We start from the raw sequence: 21319 nt of genomic DNA on the forward strand, positions 1-21319 counted from the left end.
CCTCGTTCACAATGCCTATCGCATCGATCTGACCGGCGAAAGCATGCGAAAACAGCGCCCGCCGATCGTCCCCGAAAGCACCGAAGCTTGACCTGAAATAAAGCCCAACCCAAACATCAACGAGACCCAGGATCAGACCGAAATCTGGCCGCCTTCAAATCGTAATGGTGGCCGGCTTCATCGGAATACGCAGCCGACACGCCTTGGGATGGAAACCATAGTGGCGGGCAAGATCGACGAGGGCACGGTTGTAGACGATGCCGCCAGCCTCGCCTTCGCCGATCACAGCCGTCTTCATACGGTCGTAAAGCACTTCGCCAGGAGCGCCGCCCAGCGCCTCGAAAGCCCCAGCATGGCAGCGCAAGACAGTCGGCAGATCCTGGTGGACGACGAAGCGTGCCCAGATAAGGCGACTGAAGCCAAGCACCATGGAGAATAGCCAGACGATTCTCGGCGTGGTCGGCTCATCGGTAAAGACGACATTGAACTGGGCGAAGTCGACCTGCGCCTGCTCGCCGGGCGGGGTCAAAGCCGGCTGCCGGTGAGTCCGGGATATCGCGTGACGCGTTTGCGAAGATAGGCCGTGAAGGGATCGATCACCGCCTGGCGCGGCTTGCGCGGTCCGTAGGCCGGAGCCTCGAGCCCGCGCTCAATGTATTTGCGCACCGTCTTGCGGTCGATCCCGCTCTCCCTGGCGATCGCCGACACCGACAGGCCCTGCCGATGCAAATCCAGTATCATCATCATCTCCCCAATCTTGATCACCGAAATCCCTCTCCCGACCATCGGGAGAAGCATCGGCGATCACGCGCCGCCGGTCTTCCGGAGCGTGCTCCGGGAGACCGGCGGCAGCGCTAAACTGGGGAAGATTCAAACGGCACTTCTGGGGAGTATTGAGCCGGCATCGACACTGTGACATCAAAAATTGATTGCAGGATCGTTCCCGGCGTCGCTGACGCCGATTTGGCAAGAATAAACACCTGAATAACAGGATCGGACAGGCCATCGGCGCATCGCCACATCCGGTCAATGCTCGGCTTCAAATCACCAGCATCAGCCGCGATCATCCTAATCGGCATCGAATGGTTCACATGATGCGTGAGCGACAGGCGAGGTTAGCCGTCAATCCGGATCCACCCCTGGCCGAGTAGTTCCAAATCCTTGCCGCGTGATTGGCCTCGCGTCAGACCCTCTGCACTCCCACGCAGCCGTTACAACAAAACCGGCCTCTTCTCTGTGGCGTTTCAACCACGTTAGGCACTTTTGATGCCGTTCAAGATGGGCCGTTCCACCTGATCAGCTTCGGCCCGATTAGCGCCTACAGGGGAGAGTCGGCACAGCCGTGCCAAGGTCATAGGAAGACGGTCGCCTGCTCCCGCCGTATGTAGCAACTGCCAAAGAGTAGCGAGATTGGCTGTCACCACTGGCCGACCGATACGCTCTTCTAATGGGGCGATACCGCGCAGCCACGTGAAGTTGGTGCACGAAATAAAGACACCATCGACGTCTGCCGGTACCTGTGACGTAACCCAATCGTTGATAGGCTCGAAGCAATCTTCAACGTCTGTGCCCCACATGTCATATCCCCAGCTATGGTGGGATACGGAAAAGTCATGTCCTTCCAGGAAGGCAACCAGCCGTGACGAGACCCATTCGTCATAAGGACTGAAGACTGCCAGCCGCTTTAGGTCAAGGGCCCGCAATGCAGCGATTGCACTGCCGGAGGTCGTTACGGCTGGAACGCCAGACGCATCTTCGATTATCTTCGCCACGCTTTCGTCGTAACCTAGGCCCTCAAGAAAACTGCCCGATGTGCAGGCGAAGGCGATCGCCTTCGTGCGTGCCGCGTGGCTTAGTAGCCGCGCTGCTTCTCCACACTGCACCTTCATTCCAGCCAATTGCTCGTGAGTTTCCTCAGAGTTGAGAACTCGACTGAAATGGAATCGGACCCTGTCTAGGCCCAAACGAGGAAAATCGCACTCTATAAGGTTATTCGAGGATGGAGTTATGAGACCAAGTCCGATTGAAGGCAGGGACATTAGGAAAACTCCTCTTTGTGTTACGGCGGGCCGAGACAAGTCGAAGAACTACGGTTCAATATTTCATATGCGTGGTAAGGCCGAACAGCTGGCCTAGGGATTGCGGCGCAGCGCTATCCTTCTCCGAAAGAATTATGCGCAATTGGAAGTGCAGCTACCAGTCGGTCAATATCGTCCCGATTGTTGTACAAGCTCGGGGAGATGCGCAACCTATCCGTTTGCACTGCGATATCGATACCCTGAGCGCGCAGGTGAAGAGCCGTTTCCTCGGCATTGATCCCGGTGCGCCCGAAGGACAGCAAGCCGGAGCGCTCCCGGCCATCTCGAGGGCTCTTGATCGTCCAGCCATGACTGCGCAGCCGCTCTGCTGCATAGTCTGTCAGGTCAAGAATGTGAGCCTCCGTCCTGCGCTGGCCCACGGCGAGATGCATGCGCACGGCAGCATCGAGCCCCCAGATGCCCGGAAAGTTGACGAGGGCCTCTTCGAAACGGCCGGCATTTGGTCGGAAATCGAGGTCGTTGGAGATACAATCGCCGTGGTCGAAGCTGTGATAGCCGACGTTCGGCGGCACAAGAAAATCGAGCGATTTTCGGTTGCAGTAGAAGATGCCCGTTCCGATTGGAGCGAGCAGCCATTTGTGACCGCCGAAGGACAGAAAGTCGATATGAATTTCCCCCAAGTTCAGCGCCATGCTGCCCACCTGCTGGATAGCATCCACGTTGAGGAGCAGGCCGCGCGAGACGCAAAGGTCCGACAGATTAACTAAGTCTTGGCGGAAGCCATTCGAGAATTGCACAGCACTCACGGAAACCAGCCGTGTACGCGCATCGATCGCTGCCGAGATGTCGGCGATGTCGATTCTCCCGTCCCGGGCTTTGATCCATTTGATCGTAACACCTCGGCGGGCGAGTTGCTTCCAGCAGAGCACGTTAGACGGATATTCGATCTCGGGAAGAAGGAGATTATCGCCTTCCTTCCAATCCAATCCGTTCGCCACGGTGACCAGCCCCTCCGTGGTATTTTTAACGAAAGCGATCTCCGCAGCATCTGCGCCGATTAACCGTCCGACCCTGGATTTGATATCTGTGTCCGCATAAACGCACCAGCCAGAATAACTTTTGTCCCCGTTGTCACGTACGTCATGTAAGAAACTGTCGACGGCCTGCAGCACGGGCTGGCTCACTGGTGATATCGCGGCGTTGTTGAGATATGCGCGCCGTGCGGCAATGGGAAAAAGGTCTCGGACATTCGCCACGGTAATATCCAGCGCATCACCTCCGCTGAACGGTGGGAGCGATCCCGTGTTGGACTTGCTGGTTACGATCTCGTTTGGCACAGCCTACTCCGAAAACTGATTTGGAGTTAATGCTAGGCAGGACGCGCCTGGCGTACAAATTCCTTATGTCTCCCGATCCATGCGCAATCGTCATGAGCTGGCGAGAGAGAAAGAGAGCGGAATTTGATCGCGCAGCACCGAATGTCTTCTGAAGAGAATTCTTCTTATGCGCATAATGCATGAGTGAAACCCGATTACACATTGTTGCCCCCTTTTTTGAGTGGATAGCGTTAAAGTCAAGAGTTAGTCGGCTGCCGGCCTTCAGAGGGCAGGTAGCTGCGCTAATATAAGAATCGCTCGAAGCGACGCTACGAAGTCAACAACAGGACGCAGGCGATGCGTCCACAACGATGGGGAATGCAGATGTCATTCAGCTTGAATCGTCGTCAGTTACTGCTCGGGTCAGCCGCGCTAGGTTCTTTTGCCGTGATGGGAGCAGGTTCCGGAGTATTCTCGCCGAGAGTGGTCGCCGCCGCTGGGCAACTCGTAACAACTACCTATGGTGGACCCTATGAGCTCTTCTGGCGCGAGACACTTGCCCCTCCCTTTGAAAAGGCTACGGGCACCAATGTGTTGGTCGATGTAGGTAACGGCGTTAAATGGGCGGCAGATCTGCGCGCGAGTGGACCTGAGAAGCCAGCCTATTCCTATGTCATGATGAACGAGCTGGTTGGAGCGCTACTGCGGCAGGAGGGCTTCTTTAAGAAGTGGCCCACGGAGAAGGTTCCCAATCTCGCCAAAGTACACCCCAAGGCAATAGTCGCTGGCGGCATGGGCGTTACCGCGATGGTCTCGCCTATCGGGATCGCTTACCGCACCGATATGGTGAGCGCGCCTAAGAAGTCTTGGAAGGAATTTTGGGAAAATAGCGAGCTTAAGGGCAAGATTGGCCTTTACGATATAACCGACACGGGCGGTTACATGTTCATCATGATGATTTCCCAGATCTACGGCTCGAGCGCGCTGGACTTTGATAAGGGTTTTGCACAGCTACAGAAGCTGGTCCCATTCCCGACCAGTGACCCGGCGACGCTGCTTTCGCGGGGCGAAATAGCCGCATGTCCGCTTGATATCCGCGAGACGCTCGACATGCAGAAGAAGGGCGTGCCAGTGGCCTTTGTGGTGCCCGAAGAGGGCATGTTCATGTATGATCAGACCTTCGACTTGTTGCGCGCGGCGCCAAACGAGGACGCCGCTTGCGCTTTCCTCGACTACATCCTCTCTGACGAGATCCAGCTCAAGCTTGCGGAAGAATTTTTGTGCATTCCGGTCAATACTCATACCGTCTTGCCAGCTGAACTTGCCAAATCCTTGATACTCACGGCGAACGATCTCGACAAGATTGTTACCTTTGACTGGATCGGGGCCAGTAAGGTTCGCGACAAGGTCGCCGAGCGCTGGAACCGGACGGTTCGTTGAGGATTAGATGACAAAGCTTGCAATTCGTGCATTAGCCAAGCGTTTTGGGACCTTCACAGGGGTCACCGATGTCAATCTTGAAACGAAGGAGGGGGAGTTTGTCTCCCTCCTCGGTCCTTCGGGTTGCGGTAAAACAACCACTCTGCGATGCGTTGCGGGATTGGAAAACCCGACTAGTGGCCGGATTCTCTTCGATGATACAGATGTGACGCTACTTGGGCCAGAGAAGCGTTCGATCGGAATGGTGTTTCAGAACTACGCTCTGTTTCCCCACATGACGGTGGGAGAAAATGTCGGCTTCGGATTGATGATGAGAGGGATACGGGGAGCGGACGCAGCCTCCCGCATCACCTCCGTGCTCGACATGGTCCAGCTTTCCAATGCCCATGACCGCTATCCGCGTCAGATGTCCGGGGGGCAACAACAACGTGTCGCCCTGGCGCGGGCTCTGGTATTCGAACCGAAGTTACTTCTGCTTGATGAGCCGCTCGCAAATCTTGATGCGAAGTTGCGCGATGAGATGCGCTTTTTCATCCGCTCTGTACAGCAGAGGGTGGGGATCACCACCTTGTATGTCACCCACGATCAGGCCGAGGCTATGGCGGTGTCCGATCGAATCGTGGTTATGTTTGGTGGTCGGATTCACCAGATCGGGGACGCCCAAGGCGTGTATCATCGTCCTGCGACCAAGGAAGTAGCAAGCTTTATAGGGCAAGCGAACTTCTTTCCCGCGAAGCTGATGGCGCGCGATGGCGACTTTTTTGTTCTTCGAACAGCCTTACGCGAATTCCGCGCGCGCTGCGGCGATCCCGAAGTCGCATCGGCTGCCTGCTGCGGGGCGCTTATGGTGCGCCCTGAAGCTATCCGGTTGGGACCAGTCGGCCAGTCCGCTGGCATCTCCGCAATCGTTGAGAGCGCACATTTCTTGGGCAATATAGTTGATTACATGTTGAAGCTTGATGATGGTACTTCCGTCTCTGCCCAGGCTATAGGCGACCTTCAATACGGGCCTGGTACACGGGTCAGCCTATCGTTTGACGAAAGTCGGAGCTGGTTTGTGCTATGACAAGTCAAATTGCCTCTCGGCGACATCTTCTTCTTCTGGGGCTGCCCGCGCTAGCCGTCGTCTGCCTGTTCGTAATGCTGCCGTACGGCGAGATTGTCCTGATGAGCTTCCGGACGCCATCAACCACGGCCGCCTACGGACCCGGCTTCACGGTGGACAACTACGCGAAGATCCTATCCGATCCCCTCTATCTAAAACTGCTGCTGGACACACTCTGGCAGGCGTCGATCTCGACGATCTTTTGCCTCATCCTAGGTTTTCCGGTCGCTTTTCATCTGGGGCGGACGCAGAGTCGCTGGCGAGGACTTCTATATGCGATGGTCCTGTCGCCATTGTTGACGGGCGTCGTCATCCGCTGCTTCGGCTGGATCGTCCTATTATCCAATACGGGGGTTGTGAACGAACTGCTGTCGCAGTTCGGACTCGGTCCCTACAAGCTGATGTACAATCGAATCGGCGTCGTGATCGCGCTTGTCCACGTGTTCCTGCCATTCATGATCCTGCCGATCATGAACTCGGTGCAGAACATTGATCCGCGGTTTGAAGAGGCTGCCCGTACCATGGGGGCCTCCAAGACCAGTGTGTTCCGTCATGTGCTCCTGCCGCTGACAATGCCTGGCATCCAATCCGGCGCCATCTTGGTCTTCGCACTCGCCGCCAGCGCCTACGTCATTCCGATACTTTTGGGCGGCGGGCAGGTACAGACGATGACGACGGTAATGGTGCAACAGCTCACAGGCAGTCTCCTGTGGCCGTTCGGCACAGCGATGGCGCTCGTGCTGGCTGCAGGTATGGCCCTTACAATCATAGTGTTCGTCTTCTTGATGAGGCAAAATATGCGGAGTCTTAAATGAGGCGCTCTTCGCCGGTTCTGCTGGTCGCCGTAGGCGCTGTCTACATATTCCTTTTGGTTCCTACTGTCATTGTGCTTCTCAGCTCCATCAATCCCGCCGCATATCTCTCGTTCCCTCCCCATGGCATCTCGCTGCGATGGTATCAGGCGTTCTTCGTCTCAACAACGTTTATGGATGCTCTTTTGCTTTCTCTCGCAGTGGGTGCTCTTACCGCAGTAGTCGCTGCGGCGATTGCTACGCCCGCCGCACTTTTCTATGTTCGCCACCTAAATTTTGCCAGAGAACAATTCCGACTTGCGATGCTCGCTCCGATGCTGCTGCCAGAAGTTCTGACGGCGATTGCTTTGCTTTTGTTTTTCAATCACTACTTCGGCGGCACGCGCGATCTTCTCCCACTGCTGATTGGTCACGTCGTGGTGACACTTCCCATGGTATTCCTAAGCGTCACATCGGCCCTTTACAACATGCCGCCGGCGGTCGAGGAAGCGGCTCGTACGCTCGGTGCCAATCCCTTTCGTACGTTTATACTCGTCACGCTCCCATTGATTAAGTCAGGCATTGTAACTGGAGCTATGTTGGCTTTTATCCTCTCCTTTGACAATGTGAACATCTCACTGCTCCTCAAACCGGTCGGCTCGAGCACCTTGCCAATTCAGCTGTACGACTATCTGCGCTACGATTTGAATCCTACCGCAGCGGCCGCGTCCGCAGTTTCGATCGCAATTACGTTCGCAGTGGTGTTTTTGATCGATCGGCTATACGGATTGAGGGCTGTACGCTTCTGATACGAGGCTGGTGGAGGGAATTAGAGCGCTAATGGATATCCGTCTGGACTGGCTTCGGGCCTTTCGGGCGATCATGCAGACTGGCACAGTCACTGGCGCCGCGGATTTCGTTCTGCGGACCCAGCCTCAGGTTAGCCGCATGCTAGCAAGGCTCGAGGCGTCTCTGAACTTCCAGCTTTTCACGCGTGAAGGCCGGCGGCTCATTCCGACCGAGAACGGCTTGCGCTTCTATGCCCACATCGAGCCGATCCTGATGAACTTCGACGGACTCAAGGGGGTTGCTGAGGACATTAGGACTAAGCGTGGCAAACCGCTAATAATCGCTGCCGAGCCGTTCCTACTTCACTCGCTCCTACCAAAAGCCGTCGAGACCATGCACAGCCGCACGGACGCGAAGTTCGCGATCGACATGTGTGTTCGTGAGGTAGGACTGTGGATGTCGCGCAGCAACGTCGACCTCGCCTTGGTTGCCCTGCCGTTTACGCATAGCGATATGGAGCGGGTTGCTTTCGCGGAGGCGGAATTGGTCGCATCGCTGCCGACTGGACATCCGTTGGCAGAGCGCGAAATCGTGCACCTCACAGACCTGGCGGCCGAACCTTTCATAGCACTGCGACACACCACTTTGCTAAGGTCGCAGATAGATCTTGCCCTCATGCGTTCAGGCGGGGTTTTTCGTCCATTTATCGAAACCGGGTCCGGCGCAACCGCGTGTTCCCTTGTCGCACGAGGACTTGGCGTGTCGGTCAGCGACCCCATTGTGGCTAACTCTTTCGAAAGAGAAGGTGTGGTCGTGCGTCGGCTTTCCACGCAGTTGAAATTGACATACGGCTTGTTAGTCGACTCGCGCGCTAGCGCGAGTCCTCACCTACGAGAGATGGTCAGTTGTCTTATTGAAGCCGTGCAGGAGCTTGGCAAGGAGTTCGTCACTGTCGAGCCATATGGCAAAGTCTTGTCACTGCCAATTTTCGGCAAACGGAAACCGCCCACCTCGTCAAATGTTTTTCGCTCTATTCTCGCGTAGAGACCCTCGGGGAGGTCGTTCGGCGCATCATACCTGATCGAGCCAAATAATGTGGCCGGATGCGCTCGCATTATGGATTTAAATGTGATCTGAACGCCCCAAGGCACTTTCCGGAAGAATTGGCCATGCTACATTTTACGATGGAAGAATTTAACACTCGACTGATCGCGACGAGATCATCGCTGGAGAAGCGCGGGCTTGACGCCTTGTTAATATTCAGCCAGGAATCGCATTACTATCTAACGGGCTACGACACCGGTGGGTATAAATTTTTCCAGTGCGCTGTTCTAACTACATCGCCAAGCCCTATCACGCTCCTAGCGCGCCCTGCTGATTTTCATCAGGCGCGCTTGACCTCAACAATTGAAGACATCCGCATCTACCATATGGCCGAACGCGGGAATCCCGCCCAACAGCTCCGCGATATTCTTGAAGAGAAGGGTCTGCATAGAAAACGTATAGGGATAGAGTTGGCAACTCATGGCCTAACGGCCGCCAACTGGGAAATGGTGCGCGAGGCGCTCGCCGGTTGGTGCCACTTTGAAGACGCATCGGATATCGTATGGCGCCAGCGTCTAATAAAGTCCGAGCAAGAACAGGCTTTTGTTCGGCGCGCCGCAGCGATTGCTGATGAAGCAATCCTTGCCGTTCTTAGAACTGCGTGTCCGGGTGCAGATGAGTCAGATATCGAGCTTGCCGTGACCGAGGTCGCCCTTAAGGCTGGAGGTGACGTTACGCTAGCGAAGGTGATCCTCTCCTCCGGCCCAAACGTTATGATGACTAAGGTCGCAAGCGGCTCCAGAACAATGCACGACGGCGATCAGCTCACGCTGGAATGGGCTGGGATCTTTCGACGCTACCACGCAGGTATCCTCCGCACCTTTGCTATTGGTCACGCAATCGAGACGCATAAGGAGTTCTTCAGGGTAACAAACGATGCCCTTCAAGCTATTACGGAGGCCGCACGTCCAGGGAGACCGATTGGTAAGATTGACGAGGCCCACCGTCGCGTTTTCGATGATGCCGGCTACAGTGCGTACAGGTTATCATCAGCGGGATATGCTGTAGGCGCCACGTTTCCTCCGAAGGGCCTACCCGATACACCGCCTTTTATCACAGCAGATAGTACACTGATAGCTGAACCCGGGATGACGTTCTTTGTCCATCCAATGATCATGGACACCCGGGTCGACGGTGTAATGATGCTAGGCTACACATTGCTCATAACCAGCACAGGATGCGAGGTACTGAGCCAACTGCCCATCGCTTATCACGAGTGTATGTAATTGCAAATTCGATGAGCCGTCGTGACGTAAGTGCTTCGTAATTGCGACGTTGCAACGAATGTCAGACACATGGAAAGAACGCCGCTCCGATCTAGCCTGCTGGACTAGAGGCCTTAAACGGGTCGACTCTGAGCTCAAATCCGGCAGGTGATGAGCAAACTCGTCGCAAAGTGCCGTCGCGAGAAAAACCTGAAAGCCTGCAACTCGTCGGAGTGCCAGCACTGATCGGGAATACGTATGCGCGGATGGCATATGCCGGGAACTGTAATACATTGGCCGGACACTCGCGCATGCGTCTACCATTCTGATACTTAAAAAGCTAGGAAGTAGGGGAATGCCATCAGCTTCGGAAAACAATGTGCGACTGTCGGCAGACATTGGGGGAACATTCACCGACGTTGTTCTTGAGAGGAATGGGGCGCGCTGGTCGCGTAAGGTGCTCACGACGCATAAGGCGCCCGAACAGGGTCTCTTAGCGGGCATCGACCAGGTTCTTCAGGAGTCGGGAGTTTCTCCCCAGGAGGTGGGATGGTTTACACACGGAACAACACTCGCGACGAACGCACTGTTGGAACAGCGCGGTGTCGAAACGGCGCTGCTAACGACGGAAGGCTTCCGCGACGTTCTCGAGATCGCTTACGAAAGCCGATACGACACCACGAATCTGAGGATGGTGCAGCGCCAGCCTCTAGTCGCGAGAGAGCGGCGCTTCACAATTCGTGAACGTCTCGCAGCTGATGGCAGCGTTCTCATCCCCCTTGATGACGATGGGCTTACGGAGATTGCACACAATCTCGAGAAGGAGGGCATCGAAAGTCTCGCAATAGGCTTTCTCCATGCCTACGCAAACCCTATTCACGAACGGCGGGCCCGCGACATCATCGGGGCTGCCCTGCCAAATATTTCCATCAGTCTCTCCAGCGACATTGCGCCTGAAATTGGTGAGTATGAGCGCATCTCTACGGTCGTTGCCAATGCCTATGTTCAGCCGATCGTTTTCTCTTATCTTGAGAGATTGTCCCGTGCGCTGGCGGATTTCGGCCTTGACTGCCCGTTCTTGCTCATGACGTCTGGCGGTGGACTCGCCCCGCTTGATCTCGCAAAGCAGATTCCAATCAGGCTTGTTGAATCCGGACCGGCCGGTGGTGCCGTCTTGTCGTCGTCACTCGCGTCCGAGCTCAATGCCGACCGCATCCTTTCATTCGACGTGGGCGGAACAACCGCTAAGATATGCTTCATTGCGCAAGGAAAGCCTCAAGTTGCGCGCATGTTCGAAGTGGATCGCGTAGCCGGTTTCCGGAAGGGCAGCGGGCTACCCTTGCGAATTGCTGTCGTTGAACTTGTGGAGATCGGTGCTGGCGGCGGCTCACTCGCCCGCATCGACAGTATGGGACGTATCGCAGTAGGGCCGCAATCTGCCGGTTCCGAGCCTGGGCCTGTCAGCTACAACCGCGGCGGCGATGTGCCGACTATTACAGATGCACATCTCATCATGGGTCGGATCACGCCGGAGCGTTTCGCTGCTGGTACCATTCCGCTCCGACCTGATCTTGCGGCAGAGGCGGTGGACAAGCAAATCGCTTCCGTCCTCGGCCTCGACGTTGTTAACGCCGCATCAGGAATCTTAGAGATCGTCGACGAAGCTATGACGAACGCGATCCGCGTGCACGGCGCCGAACTGGGCAAGGACGTAGCCGATCACGTCATGATCGCCTTCGGTGGCGCAGCGCCGCTGCATGCGGCCCGCCTTGCGGAGAAACTGGGGATTCATTGTGTTGTGATCCCTAGAAATGCTGGCGTCGGTTCGGCCCTCGGCTTCCTCAGGGCGCCTCTAGCGCACGATATTGTCGTGAGCAAGCCGCTCCGTCTTGCGGATTTCGACCCTGCATTTGTCGCTGGGGTGCTCGCGGATCTGTTGGAGCGCGCCGAGATCGTGGTTAAAAGCTTCGGCGGCTTAGATGGGATCTCCATGACCCGACAGGTCGACATGCGCTATGTAGGCCAGGGAAATGTCATCACGATACCCTTGGCTGATGACGCGCCGACGCGCAGCGAATTGCACGCCCTGTTCGACAAAAGATACCAGGAGCTATTCGGGCGCGTCATTCCTGATGCGGCCATCGAGATCGTTTCCTGGCAGATGCGTTTGTCGAAACAGATATGGCAACCAACGGCTCCTGCTTCCCCGTCCGAGACCAAGGCGCCGCATGCGATGAGCACGCGTGCGATCTTCAACCCGCAGAAAGAGGCGTTTGAAAACTATGACGTGTATGAAAGACAGGATCTCTCGGTGGGTGCTGTGATCGCCGGTCCCGCGCTTGTGGTAGAAGATGAAACGACAACCGTCGTCACCTCCACTTTCTCAGCCCGGGTCGACACAAATCGCCATTTGATTCTGGAGCGTCGTCTGCAAGATGGAAAACTCGCATGACAGAGAACGGTAAAGTTTCACCCATCCGCCTCCAGGTGATGTGGACCCGCCTCATTGCGTTGGTGGAAGAACAAGCGCAGACGCTTTTGCGGACCGCCTTCAGCCCGGTCGTGCGCGAATCCGGCGATCTATCTGCCGGCATCTTCGACCGGCGTGGTCGCATGCTTGCCCAGGCTGTCACGGGAACTCCCGGCCATATCAATACCATGGCTCGCTCGGTGGGCTTCTTTCTCGACTTGTTTCCGTTGGAAACGATGGAGGAGGGCGACGTTTACGTAACCAATGATCCCTGGTACGGCACCGGACATCTCAATGACTATGTCGTCGTTACTCCGTCGTTCTATGAGAGTAACATCGTAGCCCTATTCGCCTGCACTGGGCATATGACCGACGTTGGCGGTATCGGCTTCAGCCCTGCCGGTGAGGATGTCTTCTACGAAGGCGTGACCATCCCGCCTATGAAGCTCATTTCTCGGGGCAAGGTGAATGAGACGCTGCTGGCGATCGCAAAGGCGAATTCCCGTATGCCGTTGGAACTAGAGGGCGATATCTATTCCCAGATCGCATCCAACGAGACAGGTTCGCGGCGGCTGACTGAACTTCTTCGCGAAGTCGGGCAAAAGGATATAGTCAACCTCGCTGACTATATCGTCGATGCCTCGCGAACCGCCATGGCGAAGCGTCTAGCCGGATTGCCCGCTTCCAGTGCTTCCTATAGCATGACGGTCGATGGCTTTGAGGAGGCCATCGAGCTTTGCTGCTCGGTTCAGATCAAGGACGGGGCGGTGAATGTGGACTGGGCTGGTTCTTCAAAGGCTTCCGCCTACGGCATCAATGTTCCGCTCAACTACGGGACGGCGTATACGTCTTATGCGCTCTCTTGCGCATTGGCTGGAGATATTCCCAACAATGAGGGAACGCTTTCTGCCTTCACGGTTCGCGCGGATAAAGGTAGTGTGCTCAACGCCACCCGACCACAGCCGGTCGCCTGTCGTCACGTCATCGGCGCGATGCTGCCTGATGTTGTATTCGGGTGCCTCGATCAGATAATTCCGGACTTGGTACCCGCTGAAAGCGCGTCTGCGCTGTGGAACCTCAGTATTCGCGGCGGCGAAAATAACCGGTTCGCAACGTCGATCGACACGAGCGGCGGCACCGGCGCACGTCCCGGTCTTGATGGGCTGTCCGTTACATCGTTTCCTAGTACCGTCCGCGGAACTCCAGTTGAGATCGTGGAATCGGCCACACCGTTGATCTTCTGGAAGCGTGAGCTGCGCGAGGGATCGGGGGGTGACGGTGAAACGCGAGGTGGGCTTGGCCAGGATATGGAGCTGGGCTCCCAAGGGCCGGATGGCTTCACGATTTTCGCGGCGTTCGATCGCATCACCTATCCCGCACGCGGTCGGAAGGGCGGCGAAGCTGGCGCGAAGGGCGAACTCATGCTGAGTACGGGTGAAGTGCTCAAGGGCAAGGGTGCGCATCATGTGAAGGCTGGGCAAAGCATCATTATTCGCACACCCGGCGGCGGTGGCTATGGAGATCCATCCCAACGCGGCTCAGAGGCGCGCTGCGTCGACACTCTGCGCGGCTACACTTCTGCCAAAGCCGCAACCGAGCGGTGATGCGGAGGGAAACTGTCCGATCGTTGCGACGTCCCAGTGCGAGTGCAGGGGGGAGGTTTCCGACAGAGAATTCAACTAGTGAATAGAATTATAGAACAACCTTTTGAGTAGATGACTTGGAACTGTGAGCCCAGATATGACCGCTACAGATGTCGAATTTCTCGAAATACTCACGGCAGAGCGTGAAATCAAGAATGTAATGCATAGTTATGTACGAGGTTGTGACCGTAAAGATTACGACCGCGTCAGAGATGCGTATCACGAAGACGCTTTCGACGACCACGGTCCAATAAAGGCATTAAAGCCTGGATTAATGGAGTGGATACAAAATTACAATAAAGATACGCACCAAATGATGCATTTGATATCCGAGCCATACATCGAGTGGCACGGACAAATTGCGTCGGTTGAGACGTACTGTCTTCTCATTCAGCAGATGAACTCAACGGTTGGAGATCAGGAGAATTCCCCCCGCTATTGCACCCAGGCTGTCAGATATGCAGATCGCTTTGAGAAACATGACGGGAAGTGGCGAATTGCGCACAGGGTAGTCATTTACGAAGCCATCCGTGATGAAGAGGCTACTCCACCTCCCGCGGGCGCAGTCTATATACTTCCGGAGTGGACGAAAGCAGTGCGTTCACTTCAGGATCCTATATACACTGTCTTAACAGCAAAACCCATGGAGGATGATACAGGATCTCATTGAGGCGGTTCCCTAACGTTGGGCTGCCTAAGACATGCGCCAACAGCTGCCTTTCGTTTCCGCCGCTCGTTAGGTGAGCGCTGGCCAAACGGTGAGCGTCTAGGGCAGGGAATGGCTTTTGGTGCTTACTTGGGGTCAGGACAAGGTGCGCCGGGAGACCGGCAAGGATTAGATGGTGCAAGTCCATTGCAATGAAGGAGTAGCGATCCACATTGACCCCGAGTCATGCGCGGTCAGTCGGCCGCCCGTGAAGCGTTGACAGGGGAGCGTGTAGACCAGCCATTGAACTCGCGGCGGCGGAAGGCACGACGATCAGCGCCATGGTGGGTCGGGCGCTTCGGGCTTTCTCGGCGAAGCCGACGGTCATGCCTCTACAAGTGGCGCCGCACGGCGAGAGTTCGCGAGACGGGCTTTGCGGAAGTTGTCGTGGCTCCCGACGAGCCTGTCGCCGTTTCGCGACCGGCGGCATCCCCAGCGTAACCGTCCGGTGGCGCTTTCGATTACCCACATCGTCGGCTTGACCCAATGGAGATGCCGAAGGCGATGTCGTGCAAGCGGGTCATGCCGCGCCAGACGACCATGTTCCCTGGAGGCGGATCATGTTTGCGGGCGAGATAGCCGCCAAGCATGGCGATTTGCAGCAGGTAGGCGGCGAGCGTGGGCCGTCGGAGGCGCGGTCGCGTTCGGGACGCGTCGATCCGGTCGAGCGCAGTGATCTCGGCGACAGTGAGAACGCTGTCTGGCTCGGCGTCTGGCTTGGCGCGCGCCGACACCAGGGTCAGGTCCTGGATGAGCGCTTCGCTGACGCCGAGTTCGCTGGCGACACGTTCGACGGTGTAGACGTGATGCACCTTATTGCGCTGCATGATCAGGCCGCCGCTGGTTGGGTCCGCAGTTTTGCGGACCTCCAATTCCATGGCAGCAGATCATCGATTTGATGGGCCGGATAGGCGGGCAGTCGGGCGAGGACGTCGGCGAGCCAGGCCTGCGGGTCGATATCGTTCATCTTGGCGCTTTATGCCGACCGCCGAACTATGCCGAGCGCCTCTTCCGATCATGGCGGTATGGAGCGCTTTGCCCGCCATTTCGACCAAGAACCGGTCGTTGACACTCGGCATAGTTCTGATGCTCAAAGGGCGTTCAGGAACTCAAGAAGCCTGTCGTTTGGTTGCGTATTCCGACGAAGCCGGCCATCGATTCCGATTTGAAGCCGGCCAGTCATTCCGATTTCATTCCGGCCGGTGTTCCGATTTGAAGCCGGCCCATTTTTCGGACTGATCCTGGGTCTCGTTGATGTTTGGATTGGGTTTCATTTCCGGTCAAGCTTGCGCTGTTTCAGACGCTCTTGGCGAGCGCTGTTTTCGCATGCTTTCCCCGGTGAGATCGATGCGATAGGCGTTGTGAACGAGGCGGTCCAGGATGGCATCGGCCAGGGTTGGGTTTGCAATGATCTCGTACCAGCGATCCAGAGGCAACTGGCTGGTGACGATTGTCGATCGGCGTTCGTAGCGGTCTTCAATGATCTCAAGCACATCACGCCGCTGATCATCATTGAGTTTTTCCGGTCCCCAGTCATCGAGAATGAGAAGGTCGGTTTTGGCGAGTTGCTTGAGGATCCGGCCATAACGTCCGTCGCCCCTCGCGAGGGCAAGCGTTGCAAACAGCCGGGGAACGCGGTGATAGGCGACGGAGAAATCCTCTCGGCAAGCTTTGTGGCCAAGCGCACAGGCCAGCCAGCTCTTGCCGACGCCCGTCGAAACAGCTTCATACTACCGGCTATCAGGGCTGCCATGGTTCGATTGTCCGCTATGTCTTTCATCCGCGCTGCGGTGAAGCTGTCGCAGTGACCGGTCGACAACGCTATCGCGGTGAAGTGTCGTTCATCATCCGGCAGCCAGACGGCACACTGGCGGTGGTGCCCGCCTGGATGATGGAGGACAGTGCGGCGGCGATGGCTGTCAGTGATACACCGCGTCTGCCGCTTTCATGCCTGCTCGATCTCCGTTCCGAACTCGATGCCTGCCTATGCTTGCTGCGCAACGACTCATGTCATGGAGGAGACGAGCATGCAGCGCAGGCAGCCCAGTTACCGCCAACCGGATCTGTTCGTCACCGAGCCGCCGCGAATGCCGCTGCCGCCCGAGCGGCAGAAGCGGCTTCTGCCGCTGATCGGCGCGCTCCTGAAGGAGTCCGCATCGACCCCGCCGGCGAGGGAGACGGACGATGAAGACCACGGTTGAGCATCTGGCGCGTGGGGCGTTCGTGTACGTCCGGCAATCCACCGCCGACCAGCTTGTAAAGAATCCCGAAAGCCGCCAGCGACAATATGGGTTGGCCGAACGTGCCCGCGCCCTTGGCTGGACGGACGTGACGGTCATCGACGAGGATCTCGGCCGTTCGGGATCGGGGATCAGCCGGCCGGGCTTCGAACGGCTGCTGGCGGCGATCTGCGAAGGCAGGGTCGGTGCCGTTCTTGCCATCGAAGCCTCACGCTTGGCGCGCAATGGGCGTGACTGGCACACGCTGATCGAGTTCTGTGGTCTCGTCGGCACGCTGATCATCGATGAGGACGGCATCTATGAGCCGCGACATCCCAATGACCGGCTGCTGCTCGGCATGAAGGGGACGATGAGCGAGCTCGAGCTGTCGATCTTGCGCGCCCGGTCGATTGAAGCCTTGAAGCAGAAGGCGCGCCGGGGGGAACTCTTCCTGACAGTGGCGGTCGGCTATGTGAGGGCGGGCCGCGACCGGATCGAAAAGGACGCCAATTTGCGCGTGCGCGAGGCGATCGCCTTGGTGTTCTCCCGCTTCGCTGAGATGCAGAGCATCCGCCAGGTCCACCTCTCGTTGCGCAGCGACGGCATCGTGCTGCCTTGCGTCAGCTACTCGCGAGAGGGCGGCCGCGCTATCGTGTGGAAGCTGCCGGTTTACAACACGGTGCATCACATCCTGACTAATCCGATCTATGCGGGCGCCTACGTCTTCGGGCGGACCGGCAGTCGCGTGACGATCGAAAATGGCCGCAAGCGTATCGTGCGCGGCTTTCGCAAAGACCAATCCGAATGGGAGGTCTTGCTCGTCAACCATCACGAGGGTTACCTCAGTTGGGCGGAATACGGAAGGAATCAGCGCCTGATCGCGGACAACGCCAACGGTAAGGGCATGATGATGGCTCGCGGCGCGTTGCGGCGAGGCGAACTTCTACTCGGCGGTCTGCTGCGTTGCGGTCATTGCGGGCGCAAACTCCATGTCGCCTATAGCGGCAGGAACGGCAACACTGGGCGCTATCACTGCCGCGGCGCGCAGTTGAACCACGGCACTGACCCGTGCATCTCGTTCGGCTCGCTGCGGGCCGATCTTGCCGTTGGCGCGGAAGTCGTTCGGCTGCTCCAGCCGCTTGGCGTTGAGGCCGCACTCCAGGCGATTGAGGCATGCCGGATGGAGGCCGGTGAAAGGCGGCGGCAGATCGAGTTGGCGCTTGAGCAAGCGCGTTATGAGGCCGCGCTGGCGCGGCGCCAATACGATGCGGTCGATCCCGATAATCGTCTGGTGGCCAGCGAACTCGAACGACGGTGGAATGCGGCGCTGGTGATCGTTCAAGAACGCGAGGCGGAATTGCAGGCTTTGGGGCGACACCAGTTGGAGGCGCCGTCTGAAGATGAACGCCAGGGACTGTTGCGCATGGGTGCTGATCTTGAGGCGGCTTGGCACCATCCTGCGGCCACGGCAGCCAGCCGCAAGCGCATCCTTCGTGCCGTACTGCGCGAGATCGTCGTGCGTATCGAAAACGAACAGCTTCAATTGATGATACACTGGCAGGGCGGCGACCACACGGTGCTTACCGTGAAGAAGAATAGAACGGGCCAACACCGCTGGATTGTCGAGCCCGAGACCGAGACGCTGATCCGTCATCTCGCCCGGCTGATGCCCGACAAGGCTATTGCGTCACTGTTGAACCGCCTGGGCAAGAAGACAGGGCGTCTCAACGGATGGACGCAGTCGCGAGTGTGCAGCTTCCGCAGCAAGCATGGCGTCGCGGTTTACCGGGAGGGGGAGCGGGCTGCGCGCGGCGAAGTTACCTTGAACGAGGCGGCTGACATCCTCAATCTCAGCCCAATGACGGTGTTGCGCATGATCCGCAGCCGCATCCTGCCGGCAGAACAACATTGCAAAGGGGCACCCTGGGTCATTCGCAGCGAAGATCTTGAGAACCCAGATGTAGGGGATCGCGCCAATGCCAGCCGCAAGCGTCCGCTAACATCAAATCCGGACCAACAAATCCTTGTCTTTCAATGACATACCAAGGTGGGCATTATGACGTGGGATCGGCCGGCCCGGTGATGAGAAGACTGTGATGCTTTCTGATCCAGTCGCAGCCGGCGAGCGCCATGAACAAATTGCGATCAAGACCGCGTGCGGCACGAAAGTCGGCATTCTCGATCTGTGCGTCATGGCGAAGTTTTGCAGCCCTGGCGCGGGCTTCGAAACGCTTCTGGCGGCGCATGGTAGCCTCGCGCTCGAGCAGCATGGCAAGCCATTCGCCATGCTCGAGGCCGCGTGCTTCGGATTGTGCGTCGAGCTCCTGGAAGGCGCTGGCCATGCCATGAAGGCCGAGTTCGCACAGCATGTCGATGGTCGGATGGATGAGCATTGGTGTGTCTCCTCAATGGAAGTAATCGGGGCCACGCAGATTGGCGTGATCGACGATGGCGGTCGATTCGGTGGAATGCCTTGCGGCCTTGTGATTGGCGATAAGCGAGGCGATGCTCTTGCAGTTCAGCCCACCGATCTCGACAGCGCGGGCTGACACGGCTTCGGCGCGATCGCGTGTGACATCGCGAAACAGGCGCAGGACACCCAGGCATGTTCGAAAGCCTTGTTCAGGATGTGGGCGGCTGGCGAGGATTGCGACAACCAAGCCTTCTGTCTCAGGGCCGACGGATGCGGCCCAGCGACGGAAACGATCCGGCGTCCACTCGGCATATCGCCGGTGGGAGCTGGGCATATGATCCGGGTCAGTCCCATGACGAGGGCCGCCATAGCGGCGCTGATGGACGGCAATGCGCTTGCCGCGGTGAAAGATCTCGATTGTGCGTGCCGTTGCTCTCAGATCGACTTGCTGGCGAATGAGGCTGTGCGGCACGGAATAGAAGAAGGTCTTGAACTCGACATGGTAGTCCGTCGAGACGCGGGCCAAACGCCACTCGGCGAATTCGTAGTCTTCGCTCGGAAGGCTTGCGAGCGCAGCACGCTCGACGCTCTCAAACAGTTGCCGGCGACTGACGCCCAGCCGACGCATGACGTGATCATTGATGCGATCGAGTGCCTGGCGAATGGCGGCGTTGGCCTCGGCCAGCGAGAAGAAGGTCTGGTTGCGCAGCCGCCCCAGAATGCATGACTGGGCGAAACGCACGCCGTGTCCTTCGGCCGTCGCGGCCGTGCCGGAAGAACGCCGACGCCATAATGGGATGCCATCATGCCGTAGCTGCGATTGATCTCGGGATCGTAGAAGCTGGCGCGGCTGACGCCCGACTTCAGATTGTCGGGGTTTTGTGTCCCGAACGGTTATGTGGCCCGCAGCCTGTTGATCCAACCGTTCTCGATGACGGCGGGCACATAACGATCAGAGGCCAGCGAGCCATTCGAGAAGTTTTGGTTCGCTCTGCCAGACTGGTCTTCGGGGCGGTCCCACCGAAGAAGTCGAAGGCACCTGGCAGGCCTCAAGCGCCTCCTGCTTCATCCTGATGTTGATCTCGGCATATCGGTTGGTCGTATCCAGGCTGACGTGGCCAAGCCAACCTCTTATGACGTTCACGTCGACACCGGATTCGAGTAGATGCATGGCCGTCGTGTGTCTCCAAACATGCGGAGAAATGGACCTGTGTCCGTTGCCGATGCGAATGTCCAAACCATGACGCCGGACGAGCTTGTACAGGCCGAATCGCGTCAGCGACTTGCCGACGTTGCTGACGAATACCGGAGTTGTTGGCGTAGCTGGCTGGCGTCGGTCACGCAGCATCTCGCCAAGCAGGCGGGCGGTCTCGGGCCATAGTGGGCAGGTCCGCCATTTGTCGCCCTTGCCGTGCAGGTTCACCCGCGGCGAGGAGGTCAAAACCAGCTGATCGATGGTCAGTCCGATGACTTCCGTTGCGCGGGCGCCAGTATTGTACAGGAACATGAGCAGCGCCTTGTCGCGGGTGGCCAGCTTCCCGTCGCGCGGCAGTCCGTCGAAGAGCCGTTCGACCTCGTCGCGTTCGAGATAATAGGTGGCCGCCGGCTGCGTACGCTTCCTCGGGATGGCGGCGACGCGCTCGGCCTCCGGCAGCACCATCGGCTCCTGGCCACCGGCATAGGCGAAGAAACCGTGCAACATTGCGAGCCGGTGGTTCCGTGATCGGATGCTGTTGCCGCGCTCGGCTTCAAGATGGGCGAGAAAGGCCCGCACATTGTCGGCGCTGAGATCGGTCAGCCCGAGCTTGCTGACAGGGCGTCGGTTCTCCCTGGCCAGGAAGAGAAGGAACAACCGGATCCCGTCGCGGTAGCTCCGGATCGAGGTCGGGGCCAGACCCTTCTCGGCTTTGAGATGGTGCTCGAAGAACTGATAGACGAGACTGCCGACGGTCGTCATGGCCGGCCTCCACTTGATATTGGCACGGCGAAGCGTTCGAAGCGCTGACCGGCGGCCTCCATCAGATCGGCGGTAATGGGGAGATAGACGGCAGTGGGGGCGGGGTCCACGTGCCCCCTGAA

General features: G+C 57.7%; 16 protein-coding genes and 5 pseudogenes. 12 read left to right on the plus strand and 9 right to left on the minus strand.

The window, feature by feature from the left end:
* Positions 1–193: 193 nt before the first annotated feature.
* Positions 194–765: pseudogene (locus tag EOA38_RS06290) on the minus strand (DDE-type integrase/transposase/recombinase); the annotation flags it as partial.
* A 146-nt stretch (positions 766–911) separates the two neighbouring features.
* Between EOA38_RS06290 and EOA38_RS40225 the strand changes: the two are divergent.
* Positions 912–1151 (plus strand): annotated as a pseudogene (locus tag EOA38_RS40225) (IS6 family transposase); the annotation flags it as partial.
* Between the two features lie 102 nt (positions 1152–1253).
* On the opposite strand, the gene EOA38_RS06300 reads toward EOA38_RS40225, so the two are convergent.
* Positions 1254–1889: a hypothetical protein gene (locus EOA38_RS06300; RefSeq protein ID WP_245480782.1), complete on the minus strand. Its 636-nt coding sequence runs from the start codon at positions 1887–1889 to the stop codon at positions 1254–1256.
* Positions 1890–2152: 263 nt separating this feature from the next.
* Positions 2153–3376, minus strand: coding sequence for an aminotransferase class V-fold PLP-dependent enzyme (locus EOA38_RS06305; RefSeq protein WP_245480779.1), 1224 nt, complete (start codon positions 3374–3376; stop codon positions 2153–2155).
* A gap of 357 nt (positions 3377–3733) precedes the next feature.
* On the opposite strand from EOA38_RS06305, the gene EOA38_RS06310 reads away from it, so the two are divergent.
* The 9 genes from EOA38_RS06310 (at position 3734) to EOA38_RS06350 (ending at position 14572) form a co-directional block, all read left to right on the plus strand.
* Entirely contained in the window at positions 3734–4795 is a 1062-nt protein-coding gene (locus tag EOA38_RS06310) for an ABC transporter substrate-binding protein (RefSeq protein WP_189434520.1), read from the plus strand.
* 7 nt (positions 4796–4802) lie between these two features.
* The gene (locus tag EOA38_RS06315) at positions 4803–5861 is read left to right on the plus strand and encodes an ABC transporter ATP-binding protein (RefSeq protein ID WP_127298760.1); all 1059 of its coding nucleotides are present in this window, start codon (positions 4803–4805) and stop codon (positions 5859–5861) included.
* Positions 5858–6715 carry an ABC transporter permease gene (locus tag EOA38_RS06320; RefSeq protein ID WP_127298761.1) on the plus strand — a complete coding sequence of 286 codons (858 nt, stop codon included), beginning with the start codon at positions 5858–5860 and terminating at the stop codon, positions 6713–6715. The genes EOA38_RS06315 and EOA38_RS06320 overlap by 4 nt, the downstream gene beginning before the upstream one ends.
* Positions 6712–7500 carry an ABC transporter permease gene (locus EOA38_RS06325; protein ID WP_127298762.1) on the plus strand — a complete coding sequence of 263 codons (789 nt, stop codon included), beginning with the start codon at positions 6712–6714 and terminating at the stop codon, positions 7498–7500. The genes EOA38_RS06320 and EOA38_RS06325 overlap by 4 nt, the downstream gene beginning before the upstream one ends.
* Before the next feature lie 31 nt (positions 7501–7531).
* On the plus strand, positions 7532–8524 hold the full coding sequence (locus EOA38_RS06330; protein ID WP_127298763.1) for a LysR substrate-binding domain-containing protein: 993 nt from the start codon (positions 7532–7534) through the stop codon (positions 8522–8524).
* A 125-nt stretch (positions 8525–8649) separates the two neighbouring features.
* Positions 8650–9810: a Xaa-Pro peptidase family protein gene (locus tag EOA38_RS06335; protein ID WP_189434522.1), complete on the plus strand. Its 1161-nt coding sequence runs from the start codon at positions 8650–8652 to the stop codon at positions 9808–9810.
* Positions 9811–10144: 334 nt separating this feature from the next.
* The gene (locus EOA38_RS06340) at positions 10145–12241 is read left to right on the plus strand and encodes a hydantoinase/oxoprolinase family protein (protein WP_127298765.1); all 2097 of its coding nucleotides are present in this window, start codon (positions 10145–10147) and stop codon (positions 12239–12241) included.
* Complete coding sequence (locus EOA38_RS06345) at positions 12238–13863, plus strand: hydantoinase B/oxoprolinase family protein (RefSeq protein ID WP_127298766.1); 1626 nt, start codon at positions 12238–12240, stop codon at positions 13861–13863. Before EOA38_RS06340 ends, EOA38_RS06345 begins: the two co-directional genes overlap by 4 nt.
* A 136-nt stretch (positions 13864–13999) precedes the next feature.
* The gene (locus EOA38_RS06350) at positions 14000–14572 is read left to right on the plus strand and encodes a nuclear transport factor 2 family protein (RefSeq protein WP_127298767.1); all 573 of its coding nucleotides are present in this window, start codon (positions 14000–14002) and stop codon (positions 14570–14572) included.
* Between the two features lie 497 nt (positions 14573–15069).
* On the opposite strand, the gene EOA38_RS06360 is transcribed toward EOA38_RS06350, so the two are convergent.
* The 3 genes and pseudogenes from EOA38_RS06360 to EOA38_RS06370 form a co-directional block, all read right to left on the minus strand.
* Complete coding sequence (locus EOA38_RS06360; protein WP_127298768.1) at positions 15070–15435, minus strand: hypothetical protein; 366 nt, start codon at positions 15433–15435, stop codon at positions 15070–15072.
* 2 nt (positions 15436–15437) lie between these two features.
* A pseudogene (locus EOA38_RS06365) lies at positions 15438–15584 on the minus strand (transposase domain-containing protein); the annotation flags it as partial.
* Between the two features lie 304 nt (positions 15585–15888).
* Positions 15889–16323 (minus strand): annotated as a pseudogene (locus EOA38_RS06370) (ATP-binding protein); the annotation flags it as partial.
* Positions 16324–16635: 312 nt separating this feature from the next.
* On the opposite strand from EOA38_RS06370, the gene EOA38_RS38990 reads away from it, so the two are divergent.
* Both EOA38_RS38990 and EOA38_RS06375 read left to right on the plus strand, forming a co-directional pair.
* Positions 16636–16809, plus strand: a complete 174-nt coding sequence (locus EOA38_RS38990; RefSeq protein ID WP_167484268.1) for a hypothetical protein — start codon at positions 16636–16638, stop codon at positions 16807–16809.
* The gene (locus tag EOA38_RS06375; RefSeq protein ID WP_127298769.1) at positions 16793–18865 is read left to right on the plus strand and encodes a recombinase family protein; all 2073 of its coding nucleotides are present in this window, start codon (positions 16793–16795) and stop codon (positions 18863–18865) included. Before EOA38_RS38990 ends, EOA38_RS06375 begins: the two co-directional genes overlap by 17 nt.
* 31 nt (positions 18866–18896) lie before the next feature.
* Here the strand turns inward: EOA38_RS06375 and EOA38_RS06380 are convergent.
* The 3 genes and pseudogenes from EOA38_RS06380 to EOA38_RS06390 all read right to left on the minus strand — a co-directional run.
* A pseudogene (locus EOA38_RS06380) lies at positions 18897–19220 on the minus strand (ATP-binding protein); the annotation flags it as partial.
* A 12-nt stretch (positions 19221–19232) separates the two neighbouring features.
* Positions 19233–19982: a hypothetical protein gene (locus EOA38_RS06385; RefSeq protein ID WP_245480780.1), complete on the minus strand. Its 750-nt coding sequence runs from the start codon at positions 19980–19982 to the stop codon at positions 19233–19235.
* Between the two features lie 210 nt (positions 19983–20192).
* Entirely contained in the window at positions 20193–21197 is a 1005-nt protein-coding gene (locus EOA38_RS06390; protein ID WP_245480781.1) for a tyrosine-type recombinase/integrase, read from the minus strand.
* Positions 21198–21319: the final 122 nt, after the last annotated feature.

It is taken from the genome of Mesorhizobium sp. M1E.F.Ca.ET.041.01.1.1, from assembly GCF_003997355.1.
Taxonomy (GTDB): domain Bacteria; phylum Pseudomonadota; class Alphaproteobacteria; order Rhizobiales; family Rhizobiaceae; genus Mesorhizobium.

Coding starts and splice junctions, on each gene's coding strand:
- EOA38_RS06300 (WP_245480782.1), bottom strand. CDS start 1,889: ATGAAGGTGCAGTGTGGAGAAGCAGCGCGGCTACTAAGCCACGCGGCA.
- EOA38_RS06310 (WP_189434520.1), top strand. CDS start 3,734: ATGCAGATGTCATTCAGCTTGAATCGTCGTCAGTTACTGCTCGGGTCA.
- EOA38_RS06315 (WP_127298760.1), top strand. CDS start 4,803: ATGACAAAGCTTGCAATTCGTGCATTAGCCAAGCGTTTTGGGACCTTC.
- EOA38_RS06320 (WP_127298761.1), top strand. CDS start 5,858: ATGACAAGTCAAATTGCCTCTCGGCGACATCTTCTTCTTCTGGGGCTG.
- EOA38_RS06325 (WP_127298762.1), top strand. CDS start 6,712: ATGAGGCGCTCTTCGCCGGTTCTGCTGGTCGCCGTAGGCGCTGTCTAC.
- EOA38_RS06330 (WP_127298763.1), top strand. CDS start 7,532: ATGGATATCCGTCTGGACTGGCTTCGGGCCTTTCGGGCGATCATGCAG.
- EOA38_RS06335 (WP_189434522.1), top strand. CDS start 8,650: ATGCTACATTTTACGATGGAAGAATTTAACACTCGACTGATCGCGACG.
- EOA38_RS06340 (WP_127298765.1), top strand. CDS start 10,145: ATGCCATCAGCTTCGGAAAACAATGTGCGACTGTCGGCAGACATTGGG.
- EOA38_RS06345 (WP_127298766.1), top strand. CDS start 12,238: ATGACAGAGAACGGTAAAGTTTCACCCATCCGCCTCCAGGTGATGTGG.
- EOA38_RS06350 (WP_127298767.1), top strand. CDS start 14,000: ATGACCGCTACAGATGTCGAATTTCTCGAAATACTCACGGCAGAGCGT.
- EOA38_RS06360 (WP_127298768.1), bottom strand. CDS start 15,435: ATGCAGCGCAATAAGGTGCATCACGTCTACACCGTCGAACGTGTCGCC.
- EOA38_RS38990 (WP_167484268.1), top strand. CDS start 16,636: ATGCAGCGCAGGCAGCCCAGTTACCGCCAACCGGATCTGTTCGTCACC.
- EOA38_RS06375 (WP_127298769.1), top strand. CDS start 16,793: ATGAAGACCACGGTTGAGCATCTGGCGCGTGGGGCGTTCGTGTACGTC.
- EOA38_RS06390 (WP_245480781.1), bottom strand. CDS start 21,197: ATGACGACCGTCGGCAGTCTCGTCTATCAGTTCTTCGAGCACCATCTC.